The sequence below is a fragment of the Mesorhizobium sp. RCAM 05099 genome (genome assembly GCF_059683685.1).
Genome location: NZ_JCASJC010000002.1, coordinates 179,127 through 200,341 on the forward strand (window position 1 = coordinate 179,127; position 21,215 = coordinate 200,341).

A 21,215-nucleotide genomic window follows, 5' to 3' on the forward strand; every position below is an offset into this window, starting at 1 on the left:
CGAAAGCTGGACCCGTGATCGAGGACGTATCTATCGAGCCGATTGCGGCTTTTGCAACGAGTGCCAGGGCACGCACGCCAAAGCGGGGGACAGGAACGGCCGCTGGCACGGCCCTTTTGATCGAGAAGCTGCATTCGCAAAAGCAGCCCAGCTCAATCATGTCGATACGCGAGCCTGCTCAATATGTGATCCGTACATAACCCTCGCGCCTCCAAGGTTTCTGTTGTCACTGTGACCGACGAAAAGCCGCTCCCCGGGGCAAGACATCGGCGAACGCCGTGCACAGGGCCTGAGGATGCGCGGATTGGCGGTTGCGCCATGTCGATCCAGGCCGGTGATCGTTCGATTGGCGCAGCTCTCCGGGGGCATGCCCTGTGATCGATGGCAAGCCGCTAGTCATGGGCGGCTACGGCCATTCTTGGGTCAGGGACTTGGTCCTGGGTGGCGCGACCGACGGTGTACTCACCGACAAGACACTTCCGATCGTCCTGTCTCACTAAGAACAGCACACTATGCTGTCGATACCACGCTCGCGAAGCGTGGGTGACCGGGGTGCCGACCGATGCCCAGGCTTCTCCAGAGCCAGGATCCTTACTTGCGGGTCGTGCCACGCAGCGAAAGTCGGGCGATGACTTGGTCTTCATATTCTCGGGTTTGCCGATCCTTCGCGATTCAGGCGTGGGTGAAGGTCTGCTGCAACCAACGGCATATCCGACACCCATAGGTGCAATCGGGCGTGCGAACGTCGATGCGTGAAACTTGACCGTGCACGGGGTTTTCGGCTCCACTTCGCCATTCGCCGAGGAACCGTGGCGGCGCACCGTTCTGAGTGAGCAAAAGAACCAAAGAGAGCATCCCTATTCCCTGGTTGGGGGACGGCCGGCACGTTCGCAGTCGGGGGGACATTGAGGGCGCGCCGGCCGTGGCGGGGTGGCTTATAGGCTCTGTCCCGCTTTATCCAGCCTATCGGTATATTAGCAAAGTTGCAATTACGAGGTAGCCCTCACCGCGACCGCGAGCTGCGGTAGATAGCCTATCGCATTCAGCAATGCTTGGCCGGATAGGGAAGACGGGCCTAGGCCTGCTATCGTTTCGGCTTCGGCTAGAAGACCTGCTGTGCCAGCCATGTTGATCCACACCTAGCCAATGTCACCAGCATGGTCCTTCCTACTCCGCACCTTAGCATGGCGGCTTCTCGGACACGCTGAAGAGGTTGCCTGCCGGCTTTCGGAAATTGCTTGTCAGGGGCATTAAAGCCCGCGCCTCTGGCGGAGAGCGCGGGCCGATCTGGGTTTCTCCACCCGATCTTCGGCGAACGGCACGAGGGAGCGTCGATCGCCGCTAGCTCAAATACGCCGAGCTGGATAATGTTCCTCTAGCCTCAGTCGAAATGTCCATTTGCCGCTCTCGGTTGCCCGCGACCGTCGGCTTCGAATGCGGGATCGAAAAGGACGGAGTTAGCCCGACGCGGATCAGCCGAGATCGATCGCGCTATGCGGAATTTGCCGACGGGGAACAGCGGGGAAGAGTCTAATCACAGCGCTGAACAGTAGCGGTTCATCTTGAAGTGTGGGCGGCACGCCGCCATAGAGCCCAAGCCGGTGCCCGCGCTTAGGATAGACCGCTCCAATGATGGACAAACCGGTTTCGGACTAGCGCTCACCCGTGAGACGGCGATCCGTCGGATCGAGCATTTCGCGCAGCCTCTGCTTCGAGTAGGGAGAGTTTTTCCCGAATTTCTTCGGGCTCAGCATGCTCCAATCCGACAACGTCGTTTCGTGTCTCTGCCAGCGAAACAATGAGCTCATCAAGTTTTGCGTGGATTGCGGCGGTGTCACGATAGCCCTGTATCAGGACAACTCCTGTAATCACGATGGCCGCGACAGACAGCGCGTAGGTAACTGCATTTGTTAGGCCGAAAGGGACCAGGGCGGTGCACAATACCATCGCTACTAACATGACGTAGAACCCGGGTGGCCGGGAAAGAAAGTCGGCTGCCATGAAAAGAATTCGGTTCATTAACCGTCTCCGTCCAGATGATCGGCACCCTCAATCTCGCGTCCACGGTCGGTTCGCCAAACAGCCTGTCTCACTATACTCTGGCCAAGACGAAGACAGCTATCAGCGCGGTGATCGTCACGCAGATAGGCACAGCTGCGAGTAACGCTGCCTCGATTAGGCGGGTCTTGTTGTCGCTCAACATTAGGTGGCCTCGCGCCCGTATACTCGAAGATAGAGGGTTCGCCCGCTGCACGGGGAGCGGCGGGCGAACCCTATCAACGCAGGAAGGGACATAGCTGCGCAGATCACGAAACCCCAGTCTGAAGCTCCGCCAAGGGTCACTCCAATGGTCAGGAAGGTAATGGTTACCGCGAAGATTGGCGCCAACAGCCAGCGCGCTTGCACAACACTGATATCTATACTTTCTCATCGGGTTACTGCAGACAGGAACTTCCGCAGCAGGCACACGTTCCAAGCACCGTCCTCGTTCGGACCATTGCGCTTTCCCGCCAGACTTAGGTCTTGTGTCGTGCCAGACCGAAGCCCTGACGTGGGAACAGATGCGTTCGCCTCAAGTTGGCAATCGACGCCAATCAATGTCGTTTGGCGCCGATTTCGTAAGGAGTAAGATCATGAGAATGCATCTATCTGCGGCAGCCGCGGCGTTTCTTCTGTTCGCAGGCGTCGGCGTTGCGGCGGCCGAGGACATCCTTATCCAGCCAGAGCAGGATACGATCATCCGTGAGTATGTGAAGAAGCAGCCGCTGGCCTCGGTGAAGCTTCCCGGCGTGGAGCTCAATGTCGGCTCAGCTGTGCCGGACACAGTCGAGCTTCATGAAGTTCCCAATATCAAATATCGCTACGTCGTGATCGACAACCGGACGGTCCTTGTGGACCCGGGCACCCACAAGATCGTCAAGGTCTACGACTGACGCCCAAGCAGCAGGGTCCGTCGCCACTGGCGACGGGCTCTCTCGTATGAGCGGATTGCTATTCAAATGTCGAAGCCAGAAACCCAAAAGTCCCATCTGTTGGGAGCGCGCGTGCTGCCTCATGACAAGATTACACGAAGCCCGCATTAGCGACCGCGAAATGAGGGCCTTTCAGAAGGTCGCGGCCATCATGGCGGACGGCCAAGGCCGCATTGATGCGACGACTTTATTGCCGCGTCGTTCCTCGCCGACCCTCTGCTTGACTAGTAACGCTTTCGGTGACCACGCCAACGATTAGGTTTACGGCTCCCATGCGAAAGCAGCCAGGATCGCGTCGGGCGCGGGTGCGCTCATGGCATCACCCCCGCTCGCAGTGCGGCTATGGGCGACCGTCATCGTGGGCTGCGACCATTTCGAGGAATTCGCCCACGCATCACCCGGGCACGTCCGTCCCGGTCAAGGCGCGTGCCACCCAGGTGGCACCCTGTCACTAAATCTTGGAACTCGAAAAGAGCCCGAGCGGCCGTGGGCCGATGACGGGCCCGTTGTCCAGACCGGGGCTAAGCTACTCGACGGCCGGCAATCTCAACCTTGCAACAACTGAAGTCCCGACTGCTGGGATTGGAGGAGCGCCGCTCCCGTGGTTCGCTGCCTTGAGACAATGGGGGCATTGCTTTGGCTTCTGCCGGAAGGAAGATCTGGAGTCTTTCGAGAAACAGGATGGAGATCGAATTAGAATCTATTCCGATCTTGGGAACCAAAGAGCTTCGAAATGGTAGAGCCATCGACAGATGGCAGCAGGGACCCCGTGCGCTGTACGACAGCACGGCCACCATGGCGCATTTCAAGCATGGCCATGTGGGTCCCAAAGGAGGTGAACAATGGCCGAACCTCTGGCACGGAGAACCTGGCAGATCGCAGTTCGTGTCTTCGCCACGGGTGGGCTCGCCCTAACTCCTTATGCGATTGAGCTCCCGCATGGAGGCTTGCCCCATCTCGTTTTCGCGGACGCTCATGCGAAGGGTGGCAGCGGCGGCAAGGGTAACAGCGGCAATTCCGGCAACGGCAATGGCAACTCAGGGAACAACGGACAGGGCAACGGTCCCCCTGGGGGCAATACCGCGGGTGGCACCGGCCAAACCACTACCAATCCGGCGAATGCGGATGACGTGGGCATCCAGGCAGCGACGATCCAGGTCGTGCATCCCGACGGGATCAGCGAAACGGTGAAGGGTGGCCGCTTCCGGATGAAGGACGCTCAGGGTCGCACAATTATAGACAGGCCAGCGAAAGCATCCGATATTAAGCGTCTCAAGGCCCTGTGACCCTGACACCTGATTAGACGTCTCGGTCGGTCGAGTGGAGCAAAAGTACGACAGCTTCTGTTCGATTGCGAACATTGAGTTTGGTCAGGACCTGGGTCATATGATGTTTGATTGTTTTTTCCTGCAGGCCAAGTTTGATGGCAACCTCTTTGTTGCTAAGTCCCTCGGCAACAATTTTCAAAATTCCAGCTTCTCGATCCGAGAGCTGACTGACCAGATGGGCCTTGCCGTTGTCCGGCTGCATCCGGCCGGTGAGGAGCCTGGCTGAAAGCGTGGGAGAAACGTATCGCTCTCCAGCGGCCACACTGTGGAGGATTTCAGCCAATGATTTGGACACGACGCCTTTCACCACATATCCGCAGACGCCAAGCCTGAGCGCTTGGGCCACGTCGGCGTGGGCTTCTGAAGCAGTCAAGATCACGATCTTCTGAAGCGGGTTCCTCGCCAGGATTTTTGCAGCAGCGGCTAGCCCTCCCCCTGGCATACTAATGTCGAGCAGCATTATGCCTTGTGCGCTATCGTCTGCCAGCGCTAAGGCATCAGCGGCGTTGGCGCCCTCACCAACAATCTCGAAACCGCCGATTTCCAGCAGGCTGCGGGCAACGCCTTCACGGAAAAGCGGATGGTCGTCCACAATGGTTATCGGTACCGCGGCAGTCATCCGCCTAGCCCTCAAGCGACAGAGAGATCGTCAACCGCGTACCGCTGGCACCAGAGAGGGTCTCAAAATGGCCTCCGATACTTTCTATGCGCTCCCGAAGGCCTGCCAGGCCAAGCCCTTCGCTTGAAGAGCCGTTGAACCCAGGGCCGCTATCCGTCACTTGAACCTGGAACTTTCCGCCTTTGATCAAGGCCCTCAAGGCTTGGTCCTTTCCTTTCCCGTGGCGCCAGGCGTTGTTCAGGCCCTCTTGTGCGAAACGATAGATGCAGATCTTTTCGGAAGTCCCGAGTTCCGGCATGTCGTCGGCAAGGTCCAGCGCGACGCTTGACGATGTCCTGCGTTGGTGCTCGGCAGCGGCCAACTTCAAGATGTCGACAACGGCCGACGTCTCGATCTGGGGCAGTACCAGCCCGTGGCAAATAGCGCGTATTTCGCGCAGTGCATCATCTAGGGTGCTATGGATGTTGAGGATTTCGGCCTCGCGCAGTGCCGTTGGAGTAACGGGATCGGACAGCAGCGGGCTACCCAGTCTCAAGGCCGCCAACGCGACAAGCTGGGCCGGCCCGTCGTGAAGATCGGCCCCGATGCGACGCAGGTGACGTTCGTTGATCGCCGTGGCCCGACCCGCGGCTCGCTGAACGCGCCGCCGGAGCGAAGAGTTCTGGGCCAACAGATCTTCCAACTCGCCGACTTTGACCTCAAGGGTTGAACGTTGCGTCGCGATGGTGCGGCTGCCTCGCAGAACAATGCCAAAAAGCAACGCGAGGGCCATCATTGTGGCTCCGGCCACGACCAGCGAGCTCGACCACAGCGCCGACCTTAGCGTCGCGTGCAAGTCATCAGCGACTTCGTAGAATTCAGAGACCGCGACGACATCGCCTGACCACGGTTCGCGGATCGGACTGTAGACTTCGAGCAACGGCGACGTCGCTCCTGTCTGCTCCTGACGTTCCGTTGCATCCAGGTTGTTGAACTCAGCGGCGACACTGCCGCCGAACGCAGCCAATAGGTTCTTGCCGGGCTCGACCACTCTGCCGATCAGTGCGCTGTCGGTGGCGTAGAGAATTTTTCCGTCTCGCCTCCATAGTTTGAAAGAGACGATCCTTTTTCCAAGGACTCCCTGATCCAGGGTCTCATCAAGGGCCTGTTTGACGCCGTCGGTCAGCTCCTCGCTTCTGCGCATATCAGGTAAAAGGGGCGAGATGACGCTGTCGACGTAGAGAGCAGTTGTGCCGGCAGCATTGGTGATGACGCCGTCGCGTATTTGCGATGTGACCCACAAGCCGACAATCCACATTACGGCGATCAGGCAAAAGCCGCCAACGATGAGGAACTGAAGAGCCAACGAGGCCGTGGCCCACCAGCGGTGCAGATGAGATGCAATTGCTGCAGGGTGACTCCGCCTCACGTGCACTAAGCGTTCGACTTTACGGCTGTTCCCATCGACCACGCCATCCGAAGCATGAAGTGGGCCGTTCATCTGGGACATCACCAAAGTTACAAATCATAGCCCGGCGAGACGCACAAACCTCGGCGGCCCGGTCGAGGCCCTAACGCGCCAATTCGGTAGCGGTTCCGCTCGCGTTGACCGCCGCCGCGTTCGTTGCGATGTCGCCCACGGACTTGGCGCTGAAGCCTTCCGGTCGCGCAATCGGCCGTGTGAGGCACTTGCGCGGCAAAGAAGGTGCGGCCTGCCTCATAGCAGGAGTTTCGGCAGGAACAAGTTACATCGCGCTCGCCTCGCCCTGGGGCGGCTACAGCGAACCCGTCGCCGGGTTAGGCAAATTCAGATATCGACCACACTGGCGCGGTCAAAGCTAATTGTAGCTACAACAACCGGCCCAGCGAGAGCCGTTAAGTCCGTCGGCGATACTATCGGGTCGAGCCGCAGGGCATACGACCCGCTCATGATCATACCCCATCAACGAGCGTCGAAGCCCGCTTTCAGGGAAAGGCGAGGCGCTCGGCACGCTGTATCGCAAGAGAGGAATTTTCACCGGATCAGACATTCAAAGTCTATAGGCCTGCCGCCCAGGAGGCTTCATGACCGTTTGAAAAGTCGACAGAGAGCCGTGGAGAGGCACTCTCGCTATTGTTTCGGCCAGGCGCTGGACCAGCCGTTACAAACTAATCCACCCCATCAACGATGACGGCGTTGCAAGTCATGCTCTGCAGGCGAAGCGGCAAGATCGCTTGATAGGATGGCGAGGCATACCAGCCCTCGGCAGCGGCCCGCGAGGGAAATTCTATGATTACGGTGCGGGCGAAGGGCCAGGAGCCCTCAAGAATTGAGAACTCTCCACCGCGAGCAAGAAACCTGCCTTCGAACGCAGCCAAGGTGGGTAAAACAACCTTGCGATAGGCGTCGAACTTTGCCTGATCGTGCAGGTTTTCCTGGAAAACAACAAACGCCCGCATGCCTGAACCTCAGCCCGCCACTGTACAGCATCGCACCGATTTGACAGCCTAGCATCCGGCGTGGCCGGGGCGGCTCGCATTCACCGAGACGACAACGCCGGACATTCCCCCTGCGGCCTACATGATGCTGCAGCAAGGTCGGCGCGCAGCGCGCTAGTGTGGATGTTATCGTCACGAGTGATCCGCATCATCACTGCCTTGCGCGCCGGCCTTGGAAACGGCCGCGGCGGACCCCGAGGTTGAGATGAAACCCGTCCCCGCTCGATTCTTCGCCGGTCGCAAACGAACGTCGCTTGCCACCGCAACCTTTACCTCTGCAGATGACGGCGAAGCAGTCTGACGTTGCGATTGTTTGCCTTGAAATAGACGTCGAAGATTGAGGCGAGAGCAGGAACGCTTCCCAAGACCGTATCGAGCAGCACGCGGAGCACGGGGACCAGTCCGAAACGAATTGATGTTCCAGGGATACGCCAGCGGGAATCGAGTAGCGCAACCACACATCCAATTCGGCAATTGTCCTTGCCGCCTCAGAGGCTTGATAGCCCTGCCGGACCCCAGCCGTTGGCTTGGGGCGGGTAAGCAGATCTCCGCGCTGTAGAGCTCATTCTAGACGTCCCCGGACCAGCTGAATTCTATCCCTGAGTCCGACGCGGGGGTACGTCGTCAAGCAGGGTCGTCCTATCCGCTTGCGTCGGCTCCGCAGGCAATTCACCATTTGGCGTCATCTTGTCGACTGCCTCTGGTAGATCTTGCGTGATCCGGCGGATGAGCTCCTCGCGTGAAAGACCCGTCTGTGTCGAAAGCGAAGTCAGGGTGTCTTCGTCGATAGCTGCTTCCACGTCACTTGATTCGATTGGGGTGTTCGGCCCCCTCCCAACCCAGGAGTCGACCTTCGACCCTGCCCCTGCCCCTCTGAATCGGTCGAGGATGTCACCGAGGGCTGTTCCCGACACGCCTTTCGATATCTCATCCAAGATCCCGCCTTGAGAGTCGCTCGGGTTTCGTCCTCCGGCTCCCCGGATCATCTCACTGATCTTGTCGCGATTTTGGTATGCCAGGACGCCAAGCATAGCGACCGCCAATTTTCCCAGATTTGCCATTGAGTCCTCCATGGTTCGAATGGAGAAGGGCCTGGCTTCACAAAAGTTCCGAGAGCCACGATCGAATGTTCTGCCGGATGCAGTCGAACCCTGCGGTCCCGACTTCGATCTTGACTTCGCAGTCCACGTGCCATTGGGGCGGAGGATCAGCGTGGCTCGGGGGATTAGCGTATGCTGTTAATCGACGTAACGGCCAGGTTCGTCAGCTTGTTGTTGGTCGCCTTCTCCTCGTCGAGGATTTCACTGAGCAGCTTGTGCGCCTCGTCATGCCCGAGCTCCTTTGCCCATTCCCGCAGAGAGCCGTACCGGGAGATTTCGTAGTGCTCCACGGCCTGACAGGCCGCCAGCAGGCCCGCATCCAGGGCCGTTCCTGACGCTTCCTCCATCAGTCCGTCAGCTTCCTTGATCAGACCCTCGATAGCGTCGCACTTCTCGCCGGAGGCCTTCTTCCCTATCGACTTGAACACCTGATCGAGCTTCTTGATCTGTCCCTTCGTTTCCTCGAGGTGGTCCTCCGCGGCCTTCTTGAGCTTGGCATCCTTCGCGGCCCCGGCAACCTTCGGCAAAGCCTTGGTGATCGCGTTCTCCGCATAGTACATGTCTTGAAGTGTATGCTCGAAAATGTCAGCCAGCGTTTTCATCAGAATGCTCCTTTAGCCCGGATTGGCTTGGCAGAAAGAACGGGCGAAGCGAATGGTTCCGTGCTTTCACCGTTGGCTAACGCACTTCGCCTGTCTCTCGCGCCTCGAACCTGGTCTGGCCCAACGTGTCCAATTTGGCGCCGGCGTTGCAGCGCCTGCTGTTCATTCCGTTATGAAATCTTTCGTCACCTGTTAGATCCAAACCAAACCGTCCCGCCACAATAAAGCAAAGGCTATTTTGTCTGGCGCATTGATGCTGGAGCGAGGGCAGAAGACGTTTGCGGCCGAGCGTCGGGTCCCATGGTCATGGGCATTTACAAGGGTTCGAGTGGGCGAACTTGCACAGCTGAGAAAGCAGGTTGTGTCTCTAAGCGGCGGCGGTTCGGCAATCCGCATTGCTCCTGAAGCTGGAGCAGTCAAAACAAACGGAGTCCGCGAGATCCCCATTCATCACAGGCGGTAGACCTTGTTTTTAGCCTTTGCAAGAAGCGCGACCGATGGTCACCTCTTTCCGAATGTTGGGAGGGTGCGTGTGGGAAGTGAGGCCCGGTTTCCCCTACCTCCTATCGGGCAGAGCTACTCTCAGACAATGCCGCCGGCCCGAAGACACGGTCCAAGGCCGCCCGCCCCCTCACCGATGGATTTTCCCGCGACGCAGTCCGAGGGTGTCCTAAGGCGGTCATGGATAGGGTGTCGCGCCTTTCTTTGCTGACTTCGGCTCCGGCTTTGGCTGCTGGAACACTATTCCGCAGCCCTTCTGCGCACTGGCTATTTCGAGCGCCTGCATCTGGCCTTTCAGATTGGCGACTTGGCCAGCTTCGGCGCCGTCGCCGTGCATGAGGAACAAGGCGGGCCAGAAGACAACCATGCCGACCGTAAAGGCGACAGCATCACCTGTCGCTTTCTGATTCTGGTTTCCGGTTGCTATCGCAACTTGAGACGTCACCGCCTGTGCCTCGGCTGCGATCTGTTGACATGTTAGATTCTGATACAAAATCGGTGAGGTGTAAGCGGCAGTGATTTTCTCCGCAGGCGTGGCGCAAGCAGTCAGAAGAGCAGCCGAAGCTGCCCCCAAATATCCAAGAGTTTTCAATATTCTTCCCCCAATATACGGCCCGCCCCCGAGCCGCAAATCACAATAGGTCAGACAAATGGCTGAGAAACAATGGCGCTCTGCATCAATTGAAGGGTTATCCAGTGGGCCACTGGAATGAGCCCTAGTAGGACTTTTTGGGAACGTGCTCTTTCGCCGGACGAGTTCCAATACCCAGCCCTTGCTATAGAGCGCAGGCCATGTGCGGCGCTCAGTTGAGGTGTCACATATCGTCACGATCCTCTCGTGTACGTGCCCGGTCGCCTGATGCGTCGAAGGCGGGCTTTCGGATGCTCCTATACGAGCTTCAGTAGAAAGCCGCTGCGAACGGGGAAATCACGTTCAAGATCCGCATCGAAGAGTTTTTTTGTAAGGCTGACAGCGGCCATTATCGCTCGCGGACGACGATGCCAACTCACCCCTTGCATTGAGCAGCTCATCCGGGAGAGATCGCTCGCTCGTTGCCGATGTGAGGGTTGAACGCTAGATAAGAAGCCCTTGATCCAGACGGAAAGTGTATGCCCATTCTCGATCGCTTTCTTGCTCCCGTCGCTGATCTGATGAAACCCCCAAGGGGGCTAGATTTCGACTTCAGCCAGCCAGCGGGAGAATTGGCTCTTATTCCGCCAGATTCCATCTCTTGGCGCATTTTCAAGAACCCGGTGACGCTGTTCGTGGGAGGCGTGGCTGCCGTCATTCTCGAACTTGCAGAGCCGTCAGTCCGCTCCGGGGTCTGGGATCACAGCAGCTTTCAGAAGGACCCGGTCATGCGCCTACGACGTACAGGCGCGGCGGCGATGATGACCGTCTACGGGCCTAAGAGTGCCGCCGAAAAGATGATCGCGAGGGTCGTCAGGGTGCACGAAGGGGTCCATGGCGCAACGCCGGATGGCAAGCCCTATCACGCCAACGACCCTCGGCTTCTCGACTGGGTGCAGGCGACGGCATCATTCGGGTTTATCGAGGCCTATGCACGCTTCGCCAGTCCCATCAGTGGCGCCGAAAAATCCCAGGCTTTCGCGGAAGCCGAGCCGGCTGCGCGCCTTTACGGTGCAATCAGCGCGCCCCGTTCCATGGATGAATGGCACTCGATGCTCGACCAGATGATGCCATCGCTGGAGTCCTCGGGCATAATATTCGAGTTTCTTGACATAATGAGGACGGCATCGATCGCCTCGGGCATGCGTCCTGTGCAGCGACTGCTTGTGGCAGCCGCAGTTGAAATTCTGCCCCAGAAGGTTCGCAGGAAGTTGTTGCTGGAGGACCATGGCCTTGGAAGATTGCAATTCCACGTGGTCAACCAGATCGCGCGCTTCGCCAACATATTACCAATTAGGACGGCTCCTCCAGCTAAGGCGTCTGTCAGGCTTGGCAGGTCGCCGACCTTCCTGTACGACCTCCGAGGCGAGCATCGCTCACCGAGAAGCGGGTAACGCCCGCACAACTCGCACTCGCCTGGGTACTTGCGCAAACCCATCGATCGTTGCCATTGCAGGTACGACCAAGCTCCTCAGCGCGGTGCAATGCACAATGGAGAAGGTCGTCGCCTTACGCACCAACGCTTCTCCGAATTCGGCACGATCGTCTCGAACCTAGTCGCCGATCTCTTTGGGTAGATCGAGGGTCGCTTGCTTGTCGCTAGTGGTCAGCACCAGTTGCCAATGCAGCTTTTTGAGTGCGCACGTTCGTTACCCGATGACGGCGCTGTCCGGCACGCGTGACGCCGCGATCGTAACTCAGTCAGCAACATTGATCCGTCGGTTATGCCGCGCTGAAATGCCATCAAAGGCTGAAAGCCAGCATTTCGCCATCAACTTCCGATCGTTCCGATCCGGCGTCGGCAGAAATGGGTAGAAGAGCCTCGTGCTTCCGACAGCTCTGGCCTGGTATCTCGTCGTCCCAGGCCCTCAAGGTGGCTTGGCGGTGTTGCCAGAAACGTTCGCCAAACGCGAACAGTGCCCAGCTGCCATCATTGAATATGAGAAGCAGCCAACGCCAGCCGGCTGGCAGCAATGCATGCCGAGCGCCTCACCCCTCATCGACGACGGGTCAGCGAAGTAGGCTTCGCCGCCGGCAACAGTTCCAGTGCGGCCAGCAAAAAACCCGCCGCTCCATTCACGGCAGCGGCGGGCCGCCCCCGGGGTGTGACGGGGACTATGCCGGGGTTTCGCATACCCCTGCGGTGCTAAGGTCGGCGCATTGCGTTGCCACGGCGATTCAATTAGCTGGCGCTGAAATGGTTCCAGAAATTGGGTCGTGGTTTCAATGTGCGTCCACCAAGGATTCGCCAAGGCGTGTGTGCGCGTATAGGATGCCGTTTGTCGTCCGGACCAACCGAGGCAGACGGACGCTTGAAAGAGCCGATCACGCTTTCGCCCAGACAAAGGGAGGAGAGCGTCATGCCCTTCAAAAAATACAGTAGCGTATTCAACCCAGCCGACCTGGCAATCATCCAGAGGGTGTTCGACCACTTGTGCCATGAGCGCCGGCTCGCCCTTAAAGACGTGGATCAGAGGAATATGCTTGCCGGCGAAGTTATCGAGGCTTTTGAGAGCGGGTTCATCGAAGAAGCAGAGTTGTGGCAGTCGCTTTCCAAGCGTCGCGCGGCTCGAGCGTAAGCCTGGCTGCACTTGGCGGCGCCGGACGCGTCAAAAAGAGAAAGCCCGCCACCGAGCAAGCAGTGACGGGCCTTTCTGTTACACCGGCTCGGTGAGGGAAACCGAGCACCAGTAGAACTTGACTGCCGCAAGTCGGTTCCGAAAAAACCGTACGTCGCCTATCACATTGGTTTTGGCGTACAGCCTTACCGGGTACGCACGATCCAGTCCCCAGCTGCAATCGGATCGGCCCCTCTCCAAGCGGCGGATTGTTGAGGCTTCATCACGCCGGACGCGTCTCAATGAGCGACGGCGGGACGGCTTGAAACAATCGACTCAACCGTCATCCAAATTGCGGGCCCTGCGAAAAAAGCAGAATCGCGACCGAGATGAACACACTCGCCGGACATCCGCATTCCTGACTCCTCGCCACGATGAAACCGGATCTGCTAAAGCCGACAGCCCGCTGCCAAGGTTGATTGGGACGAGACAGCGGGCCGCTGGATGTGGTGCACCCAATGAGCAGCGGGGCTGAATCTCTGCTGCTCGCTCTCACTTATAATCGCTTGGCCAAGGTTCACGCCTTACATATTCGTAAGGAATTGTGATCCTCGCAAATCCAGGAAGTTGGCGCCGCCGCGCTCATCCAAACCAGCCGAACGTAAGGCTGACCATCATGATCGATATCAGGATCGATAGAGGCACTGCCGCGAACAGCCCCGCTTCCAAAACTCGTGTTTCTTTGTCACTGAACATATTGGACGCGCCCTGGGGATTTCTTCGTTGTCTCCTAAAGCTGCGAACCCATGATTTGTTCCTGTCCGCCAAGCCGAGAGTTGACAGTCGGCTAGCGACCTAAAGGCTGTTTTGAAAGCGAAACCAGTTCGTTCTCGTCGTTGACCCCGGCCATGTAGTTGGCGATGATGCGAGACGCGAGCCCGTCACGTGCATCGGTGGATTGATTATCGAGCTTTAGCCGCTCGTAGACTCGCGCCAACATCGCCAATTCAGATGGGTCAAAAATACCTGCTTCCGTCGCTTTTCTCTTGATCGGCATGGCTAGACGTCCCCCCTCTCCTCCCAGAAATCCTGCAGCGAAGCGTGCCGTAAATCCTCTTCGCCGCGCAAGTGCTTGACGCGACCGATCAGGCCGGGCTTGACCCATTGCGTCGCCGGCCGTTTCATTCCCTTGGGCGCCGGCCCGGCATGGTCCTGGACACGCTTCCACAGCCGCTCACGGATCGCACGACTGGAATTGATGAAGGCCGAGCCGACATACTTGCCTGTCACCTGATCGGCCATGAGCGCGAAGGCCGGCTTGCCGGCCTCGCGCTCGACGCCAAGCAATTGGTATTCGTCGATGGCGTAGCATTTCGTCTTCAGCCAATTTGTCGACGGGCCGCCGCGGTACTTGCTGTCGCGGCGCTTCGACACCATGCCCTCGAGTCCGGCCTCGTCGAGCAGATGATAGATGGCCTTGGCGTCGCCCGGCAGCGGCTCGCTGAACTGGATGCGCCCGCCCGGCTCGATCATGCCGGCCAGGATCTCGCGCCGCTCTTCCAGCGTCATGTCGCGCAGATCGTGACCATTGAGGTAAAGCAGGTCGAAGGCAACGAAATAGAGATCATGCTGCCGGCGCGTGATTGCCTGGCGCAGCTCTCCGAAGTCGGACAGGCCGGCTTTGTTGAGCACGATGATCTCGCCGTCGACAATGGCGCTTTCGGCGCCGAGGCTGGCGGATTCGTTTACCAGGTCGCGATACTTGGCCGTCCAGTCGTGGCCGTTGCGCGTATAGATCCTGGTGCCGGCGCCGTCGATGATCAGCTGCGAGCGATAGCCGTCGAACTTGACCTCGTGAATCCAGTCGTCGCCCTCGGGAGGCTGCTCGACGAGCGTCGGCATCAACGGCGGAATGAACTTCAAGCGCATGAACTGACTCGCACGATCGCGACTCAATTAGCGTATGCTTAATTAGTTCCGAGGCATTTTAACGAATCGTTGACCGCGCCGTCCTATTCTGGGACAGCGCGGTCGACCCCAACCCTGACTGCGCAGGCGGCTCCGGCAACCCACCCCCGTCGCAGTGTCGGAGCCGCTACCACACTTCCCTAGAATACCAGCAATGGTTGAATCAACTGTTACCGTACCCGCCGTTCAACGTGGGCGATCGTCCAGGAGTTTCGGCCAAGTCGACATCGGCCCATGGTGCAGGCAGGAGAGCGCTGCGATACGAGAAAGCCAAGCCGGATGCTCGAAGGGCTGGTGGGTAGCCCGACACCTCGCAAGCCACCGACAGGTCAAAACAGCGTCAAGCGGTGTGCTCCTCGAATGCTGTTCGAAATCCCCGTCGAGGATCTGGCGCAGCCCTTTTGGCGGCATGCCCCTCTATCTCAACGCGAAGGCGCCAGGCAATCGCGAGCTGATTGCTGTGCCCGCAGTTGCGTTGTGACCATAGAAAATGGCCGGACTGTTTAAGCCCGGCCAGGTATGAAGGTTCAAAACCTCCAAAGGGGAACGCGTCGGACGCAATGGGAGGAGACATCCAACGCGGTGTGCATGTGGGTCAGCACCGGTCACGTTTCAAGAGCAGCCCGCTGGCCATCGTAGCGCTTCGTAGAGCCACCGTTGCATATCATCCGTAACCGGCGCGCCCTCCCCTCCGCGGTCTGCGTACGCGAGGAAAGTCAGCTCGCTTTGCTGAGACTGTCCAGCAGAAGCCTTCCACGAGATGGATCCGGGGAAGGCTCTGCGGATGGTCATAAAAAATAGGCCTTGGATCTGCACAGCGGCGCCATGTTTTGTTAGGCGCCGTTTCGCCGCCTGTCAGGAAAATGCTGGGCGGAACGGTCACCGCGCTCTTTTCGGCAACGGCGCACGCGCCTCGCGTCGTACCGTGGCCGGTGCTCAGCCTTCACCACAGATATACCGGATCGACGCACACACCGATCGGCCGGGACATTTCCTGGGGCGACCGTTTTGCCAAGGCCGCAATGCACCTGTCAAAGCAGTTCGGCGCCCTATGAGGGGCGGAGGTGACAGCAGCCGAGGCAGCGGAGGTCGTCGTCGGCCGAGCTTGGACAGGTAAATCCGTGACACGTTGGATGCGCGTGGATGGGGGCCGATCTGGGCCTGCGACCAGACCGGCTGGGCACTCGAGCATTGATGGGGCGGTTCCGGTTCGGCACAGCCGACAGTGAGCATGGCGCCTCTGCGCCGTTAATGATCCTACGGTCGCGCAAGAACGCAAGCGTGGGATCGGCCGCGTGGCACATATGGGCGCGCGTAATAGAAATTGCGAAACACAGCCTGGAGGCATCATCGCAGCTCTGGAGGGGGATGGGCGCCGGTTCCTCGTCGCGTCCCAAGCCAGCATTGAGGCCCCTGCCCCGAAGCTGCCTCTCCTAGGGAAATTTACCGCAGTAAAAAAGGCCCCTTACACCTGTGAAAACATGCGCTTAGCTTTGAAGTAGGACACGTCCTGGTCTTTGCGCACGCCCCGCTGACTTTCAGGAGCCTGATAAAAGGAGCAGCCGGTCTCGTTAACCTTCTGTTAACCTAAAACTTCTTGCCGGTCTGTCCGAATCGGAGCTTAATGGCGCTTGTTGAGGGGATTGCTCACAAAAAGCGCCAATTCGGGTCGGACGGAAAATGAACATTGCCATGCGATTGCCACGCTTCGAGTTCGACGACAAGATCCTCGAGCAGGGCGCGGAGATATCGCGGCGCCTTAATCAGCTCCGTATGGAGAAGTTCCCCCCCAATGCGACAAAGACCCTTCGGTCATTTTCGATGGCGGAAGTCGCCCATTACCTCGGCGTCTCGCAGAACAATCTGAAGCGCCTGCATCTCGAAGGCAAGGGACCAATGCCCGAGCAAATCCCCTCGGGGCGCCGGTCCTACACCGCCGAGCAGATGCTCGAGCTTCGCCACTTCCTGGATCGGCATGGCCGGACCGAGGTCAAGAAGTACGTCCCGCACCGCAAACCAGGAGACAAGCTTCAGGTGGTCGCGGTCGTGAACTTCAAGGGCGGCAGCGGCAAGACAACGACCGCAGCCCACCTCGCCCAGCACCTTGCGCTGACCGGGCACCGCGTGCTTGCGATCGATCTCGACCCGCAGGCGTCGCTGTCTGCCCTGCATGGCTTCCAGCCCGAACTCGACCGCAACCTCTCGCTCTACGAGGCGATCCGCTACGACGACGAGCGCAAGCCGATAGCCGACGTGATCGTGCCGACGAATTTTCCGGGGCTTGATATCATTCCAGCCAATCTCGAGCTGCAGGAGTACGAATACGACACGCCGCTGGCCATGCAGGACAAATCCTCCAGCGCCGGCCGCCAGTTCTTCACCAGGATCGCCCGGGCGCTGACCGAGGTGGACGAGCGCTACGACGTCGTGGTTGTCGATTGCCCGCCGCAACTCGGCTATCTCACCTTGACGGCGATGTCGGCGGCGACCTCCGTGCTCATCACCGTCCACCCGCAGATGCTCGACCTGATGTCGATGAGCCAGTTCCTGCTGATGCTCGGCGGCATCCTGAAGACCATCAAGGCTGCCGGCGCGTCCATCGAGCTCGACTGGTTTCGCTATCTGATCACGCGCTATGAGCCGACGGACATTCCGCAGGCGCAGATGGTCGGCTTCATGCAATCGATGCTCGCGGGCCAGATCCTCGACAATCCGATGCTCAAGTCGACGGCAATCTCGGACGCGGGGCTGACGAAACAGACGCTCTATGAGGTGGAGAAATCGGCTTTTACCCGTTCGACCTACGACCGCGCGCTTGAATCGCTGGATGCTGTGAACTCGGAGATCGCAGCGCTCATCCATCGCGCATGGGGGCGGTCATGACGGGGTGTTTTACGGCAGTAAAAAGTGGACATTTCCCTCGTGAAATCAGTCGACTAACCGAAAATCGGAGTGGTTGAATGGCGCGCAGGGACATATTCGGCAGTGTTATGACCCCGGCAACGCCAGTCGCTGACAATCGCGATGTGTCGGGGTATGCGGTTCGCGGCGCGTCGCGATCGATCATGCAGTCATTCGAGGAGCTGTCCAAGAGTTCGGTCGTCGATCTCGATCCGGCTTTGGTCGATACGTCCTTCGTCTCGGACCGCATGGACGACGACGACGAAGCCTTTCAGGAGTTGCTGGCGGCAATCCGCGCGCGAGGGCAGGACTCTCCGGTTCTGGTCAGACCTCACCCGGAGGTTCCGGGCCGGTTTCAAACCGTCTTTGGCCACCGGCGCGTTAGGGTCGCCCGCCAGCTGGAGAGGCCCGTCCGCGCTGTCGTCAAGAAAATGGACGATGAGGACCATGTCATCGCCCAGGGCCAGGAGAATGCGGCGCGGGCAAACCTGTCCTTCATCGAACGGACGCTGTTTGCAGACCGCATTCTCAAACGGGGGCATTCGCCGGAGACGGTCAAGTCAGCCCTTGCCCTCGACGATACGACCTATTCGAAGATGCGAAGCGTCACCAGCAACATTCCAGAGCAGGTGATTGTGGCGGTCGGCGCCGCCAAGACCATTGGCAGGGATCGCTGGTGGCAGCTTGCCAAGCTGATGGAGCATCCGCGAGCCGTGGCGCGGGCGACCGAGTGTGTGACAAGCGCCGAGTTCGCCCAACTGGGCAGCGACGGCCGCTTTGCCCGCCTCTTTGACTGTGTGAGCGCTCCGGTGAAAAGCCCGGGGGTGAAATCAAAGCCCAGGGAGAGGGCTTGGGCGCCGCAGGACAAGTCGGTGCAAGCCAAGATCACGGACACGGGAAAGGTGTTTACGCTCGCCCTGAAATCCCGGGAAGCGTCACCCTTTGGTGCATTCATTTCCGACAGGCTGGACGAGCTTTTCGAGGCGTTCCGGGCATCGGAAGCGGCGAAGAAAACAGGAGACTGAAACCGCAAAAGAAAAAGGCCCCCGAACGAAACCGTCGCGGAAGCCCTTCTCATGTCTGTAGCAAGCTGAGAATCGCACTTCCCCGAATCACTGTCAAGAGTCGTTGGCGTCGTTTCGACGAGCAGTTTTCTTTTGCCTGATTGAAAGGCGAGGGAAATGGAGAGGCACTACACGACGACGCCCTTTGGGCGGCGGCCAATGACGCTTGGCATGATGGCAGCCCAGGTCGCGGCGAGGGCGGTGGACAAGGATGCCACGGTGCACAAGTGGCATGTATTCCAGCACGTCCGCGAGGCCCGTGACGCGGTCGGCGCAACCGATCGCGCGCTGGCGATCCTTAATGCACTTTTGTCGTTCCATCCGGACACGGCATTCAACGGCGACAGCGATCTGATCGTCTTTCCGTCAAACGAGCAGCTCATCAGTCGGGCCAACGGCATGTCGCCGGCGACGCTGCGGCGGCATCTTGCCGTCCTGGTGCAGTGCGGACTGGTCATTCGCAGGGACAGTCCCAACGGCAAGCGTTTCGCGCGCAAGGGTCCGAGCGGGGAGATCGAGCAGGCTTATGGCTTCGACCTGGCGCCAATCGTGGTGCGGGCACAGGAGTTCAAGGATCTCGCCGAGGCCGTCGTGGCCGAACGGCGGGCTCTCAAGCTGGCCAAGGAGCGGATCACTCTGTGCCGACGCGATATCGTCAAGATGATCGCGACAGGCATCGACGAAGCAATCCCGGCCGACTGGAGAGGGTTCCAGCGCGCGTATGAGGGGATCGCCGGCCGGATTCCGCGCACGGCACCGCGCCAGTCGTACGACGCCATAGCGGGAGAGCTCGAGGCGTTGTGGCTGGAGGTGCAGAACACGCTGGAAACGTTCGTCAATTCACACAATAAGAACGCCAATGAGTCTCATTCTGAGCGCCACATACAGAATTCAAATCCAGACTCCAATACTGAAATTGAACGAGGCTTTGGAGAACAGAAGGAAGCGAGCGCCAACGCCGCGGAAACCGACAACGTGCGGCACTTGCCCAAACGCGAGCTGCCCCTGGGGATCGTGTTGGATGCCTGCCCGGATATTGTGACCCTGGCCAAGAGCGGTGAAATCCGGACATGGCGGGATCTGATGGCCGCGGCCGCCACGGGCAGGGCGTATCTCGGGATCAGCCCCAGTGCCTACCAGGAAGCATGCGAGGTGATGGGCGAGGATCAGGCAGCGACCGTGATTGCCGCGATCCAGCAGCGGTTCGAACATATCTCCAGCCCTGGCGGCTATCTGCGAAGCCTGACAACACGGGCCAGGGAGGGGAAGTTCTCGGTCTGGCCGATGATCATGGCGCTGCTGCGGGCAAAACTCGAGAAGAGGAAGCAGGGTTGATGACGCCGGCGGGCGGCCCGACGCCGCTACCCGCCTCGTGCGCTAGCCGGGTTTTTTAGGTCGGGCAGCTGAACGCGGTGCGGTGCATCCTTGTAAGGGACTCGAATGTGCCATATCTTGTGTACAAGAAATATGTCCATGGATATGGCAAGGTGGCCTGAATGACTCAAGCTCTGAAACTCTCGCCAGCGGGCCAGCCACTGGTCCTGTCCTATATGGACACGGGCGGAAAGATTGCGATCGACCAGGTGGCGGCCGGATTTGGCATGTCCAAGGGCCAGCTCGCGGAGACTGCGGGATTGGCTCGCGAAACCGTCTACCGCGCTGAACGCAGTGGCGCCGCAAGAACGCAGGGTCGCCTGCGCGAGATGCTCGAGATCATCAGCCGGGTTACTGAATGGTCGGGGGGCAAGGAACAGGCAATGGCCTGGTATCGCGCCCAACCCCTGCCGGCCTTTGGAGGACGCACCGCCGAAGCGCTCGTCAAGGATGGCAAGGCGGGTTCCGTTCGGGATTATCTCGACCATATGGCCCTCGGGGGCTTTGCTTGAGGTTCGTGGGGACCTGCTACCGGGCACACGATCCACGCTGGGCATTCAAACCGACATCGGGCGATGGGGCAGCGATCAGGGGCGCACGCTTCAATCCCAAAGGCGTGCCTGCGCTTTACCTCGCTTTAAGCGTCATGACCGCGGTCAAGGAGGCCAATCAGGGCTTTGCGCATCGCATCGATCCGTGCGTCCTGTGCTCTTATGAAGTCGATTGTGCGGATGTCGTCGATCTGACGTCCGAGGCAGAGCGGGCCAAGGTCTCGATCACGACGGAAGACATGAGTTGTGCCTGGGCAATGGCACTGGCAAAGGGCGAACGGCCGCCGTCGTGGAGCATTCACGATCGCCTTGCCGCACAGGGCGTTGCCGGAATCCTGGTGCCGAGCTTTGCTCCAGGCGCCGAGGCGGACGATCGCAATCTCGTACTTTGGAAATGGGGACCTGACCTGCCTCACCAGGTGGTTGTGTTCGACCCAAGCGGCCGATTGCCAAAAGACCAATTGTCATGGCGTTGATGGGTGGGCCGAGGCCCGGCGATCTCTTGGGGTCCCGCCGGCGAGATCGGCCGATCTCGAAACCCATGTCCGTCGTTGAAACCGATCACGCCCGTCACTTGATGGAAAAGAAC

19 protein-coding genes are annotated in these 21,215 nt (G+C 59.3%); 9 read left to right on the plus strand and 10 right to left on the minus strand.

Annotation, left to right across the window (positions count from 1 at the left end; genetic code table 11):
* Nucleotides 1-1,659 precede the first annotated feature (1,659 nt).
* Nucleotides 1,660-2,019, minus strand: a complete 360-nt coding sequence (locus AC56QQ_RS35640) for a low affinity iron permease family protein (protein ID WP_497129419.1) — start codon at nucleotides 2,017-2,019, stop codon at nucleotides 1,660-1,662.
* A 614-nt stretch (nucleotides 2,020-2,633) separates the two neighbouring features.
* Here AC56QQ_RS35640 and AC56QQ_RS35645 point away from each other — a divergent pair.
* Both AC56QQ_RS35645 and AC56QQ_RS35650 read left to right on the plus strand, forming a co-directional pair.
* Nucleotides 2,634-2,933: a DUF1236 domain-containing protein gene (locus tag AC56QQ_RS35645; RefSeq protein ID WP_497129421.1), complete on the plus strand. Its 300-nt coding sequence runs from the start codon at nucleotides 2,634-2,636 to the stop codon at nucleotides 2,931-2,933.
* Nucleotides 2,934-3,814: 881 nt separating this feature from the next.
* Complete coding sequence (locus AC56QQ_RS35650) at nucleotides 3,815-4,258, plus strand: hypothetical protein (protein WP_497101074.1); 444 nt, start codon at nucleotides 3,815-3,817, stop codon at nucleotides 4,256-4,258.
* A gap of 13 nt (nucleotides 4,259-4,271) precedes the next feature.
* Here the strand turns inward: AC56QQ_RS35650 and AC56QQ_RS35655 are convergent, their stop codons facing one another.
* From AC56QQ_RS35655 to AC56QQ_RS35685, 7 genes are all read right to left on the minus strand, one after another.
* Nucleotides 4,272-4,919: a LuxR C-terminal-related transcriptional regulator gene (locus AC56QQ_RS35655; protein ID WP_489863765.1), complete on the minus strand. Its 648-nt coding sequence runs from the start codon at nucleotides 4,917-4,919 to the stop codon at nucleotides 4,272-4,274.
* A gap of 4 nt (nucleotides 4,920-4,923) precedes the next feature.
* Nucleotides 4,924-6,408, minus strand: a complete 1,485-nt coding sequence (locus AC56QQ_RS35660; RefSeq protein WP_497129675.1) for a sensor histidine kinase — start codon at nucleotides 6,406-6,408, stop codon at nucleotides 4,924-4,926.
* A gap of 638 nt (nucleotides 6,409-7,046) precedes the next feature.
* Entirely contained in the window at nucleotides 7,047-7,337 is a 291-nt protein-coding gene (locus AC56QQ_RS35665) for a DUF1330 domain-containing protein (RefSeq protein ID WP_489863763.1), read from the minus strand.
* A gap of 308 nt (nucleotides 7,338-7,645) precedes the next feature.
* Complete coding sequence (locus tag AC56QQ_RS35670) at nucleotides 7,646-7,834, minus strand: DUF4112 domain-containing protein (RefSeq protein WP_497101075.1); 189 nt, start codon at nucleotides 7,832-7,834, stop codon at nucleotides 7,646-7,648.
* Nucleotides 7,835-7,969: 135 nt separating this feature from the next.
* Nucleotides 7,970-8,449 (minus strand): YidB family protein, encoded by a 480-nt coding sequence (locus AC56QQ_RS35675; protein ID WP_497101076.1) that lies wholly within the window; start codon nucleotides 8,447-8,449, stop codon nucleotides 7,970-7,972.
* Nucleotides 8,450-8,601: 152 nt separating this feature from the next.
* Complete coding sequence (locus AC56QQ_RS35680) at nucleotides 8,602-9,078, minus strand: YciE/YciF ferroxidase family protein (protein WP_489863762.1); 477 nt, start codon at nucleotides 9,076-9,078, stop codon at nucleotides 8,602-8,604.
* 679 nt (nucleotides 9,079-9,757) lie between these two features.
* On the minus strand, nucleotides 9,758-10,171 hold the full coding sequence (locus tag AC56QQ_RS35685) for a hypothetical protein (RefSeq protein ID WP_489863761.1): 414 nt from the start codon (nucleotides 10,169-10,171) through the stop codon (nucleotides 9,758-9,760).
* A gap of 518 nt (nucleotides 10,172-10,689) precedes the next feature.
* Between AC56QQ_RS35685 and AC56QQ_RS35690 the strand changes: the two genes are divergently transcribed.
* Nucleotides 10,690-11,604 (plus strand): oxygenase MpaB family protein, encoded by a 915-nt coding sequence (locus AC56QQ_RS35690; RefSeq protein ID WP_497101077.1) that lies wholly within the window; start codon nucleotides 10,690-10,692, stop codon nucleotides 11,602-11,604.
* 966 nt (nucleotides 11,605-12,570) lie between these two features.
* Nucleotides 12,571-12,789: a hypothetical protein gene (locus AC56QQ_RS35695; RefSeq protein ID WP_489863759.1), complete on the plus strand. Its 219-nt coding sequence runs from the start codon at nucleotides 12,571-12,573 to the stop codon at nucleotides 12,787-12,789.
* An 826-nt stretch (nucleotides 12,790-13,615) separates the two neighbouring features.
* Here AC56QQ_RS35695 and AC56QQ_RS35700 read toward each other — a convergent pair.
* Both AC56QQ_RS35700 and AC56QQ_RS35705 read right to left on the minus strand, forming a co-directional pair.
* Complete coding sequence (locus AC56QQ_RS35700; protein ID WP_489863758.1) at nucleotides 13,616-13,825, minus strand: hypothetical protein; 210 nt, start codon at nucleotides 13,823-13,825, stop codon at nucleotides 13,616-13,618.
* 2 nt (nucleotides 13,826-13,827) lie between these two features.
* Nucleotides 13,828-14,697, minus strand: a complete 870-nt coding sequence (locus AC56QQ_RS35705) for an ATP-dependent DNA ligase (RefSeq protein WP_489863757.1) — start codon at nucleotides 14,695-14,697, stop codon at nucleotides 13,828-13,830.
* Nucleotides 14,698-16,416: 1,719 nt separating this feature from the next.
* Between AC56QQ_RS35705 and repA the strand changes: the two genes are divergently transcribed.
* From repA to AC56QQ_RS35730, 5 genes are all read left to right on the plus strand, one after another.
* On the plus strand, nucleotides 16,417-17,619 hold the full coding sequence (gene repA / locus AC56QQ_RS35710; RefSeq protein ID WP_497101078.1) for a plasmid partitioning protein RepA: 1,203 nt from the start codon (nucleotides 16,417-16,419) through the stop codon (nucleotides 17,617-17,619).
* Between the two features lie 77 nt (nucleotides 17,620-17,696).
* Nucleotides 17,697-18,662, plus strand: a complete 966-nt coding sequence (gene repB, locus AC56QQ_RS35715) for a plasmid partitioning protein RepB (RefSeq protein ID WP_497129423.1) — start codon at nucleotides 17,697-17,699, stop codon at nucleotides 18,660-18,662.
* A gap of 156 nt (nucleotides 18,663-18,818) precedes the next feature.
* The gene (gene repC, locus AC56QQ_RS35720; protein ID WP_497129425.1) at nucleotides 18,819-20,036 is read left to right on the plus strand and encodes a plasmid replication protein RepC; all 1,218 of its coding nucleotides are present in this window, start codon (nucleotides 18,819-18,821) and stop codon (nucleotides 20,034-20,036) included.
* Nucleotides 20,037-20,197: 161 nt separating this feature from the next.
* On the plus strand, nucleotides 20,198-20,587 hold the full coding sequence (locus tag AC56QQ_RS35725) for an antitoxin Xre/MbcA/ParS toxin-binding domain-containing protein (protein WP_497129427.1): 390 nt from the start codon (nucleotides 20,198-20,200) through the stop codon (nucleotides 20,585-20,587).
* Entirely contained in the window at nucleotides 20,584-21,102 is a 519-nt protein-coding gene (locus tag AC56QQ_RS35730) for an RES family NAD+ phosphorylase (RefSeq protein WP_489863753.1), read from the plus strand. The genes AC56QQ_RS35725 and AC56QQ_RS35730 overlap by 4 nt, the downstream gene beginning before the upstream one ends.
* The last annotated feature ends 113 nt before the right edge of the window (nucleotides 21,103-21,215 follow it).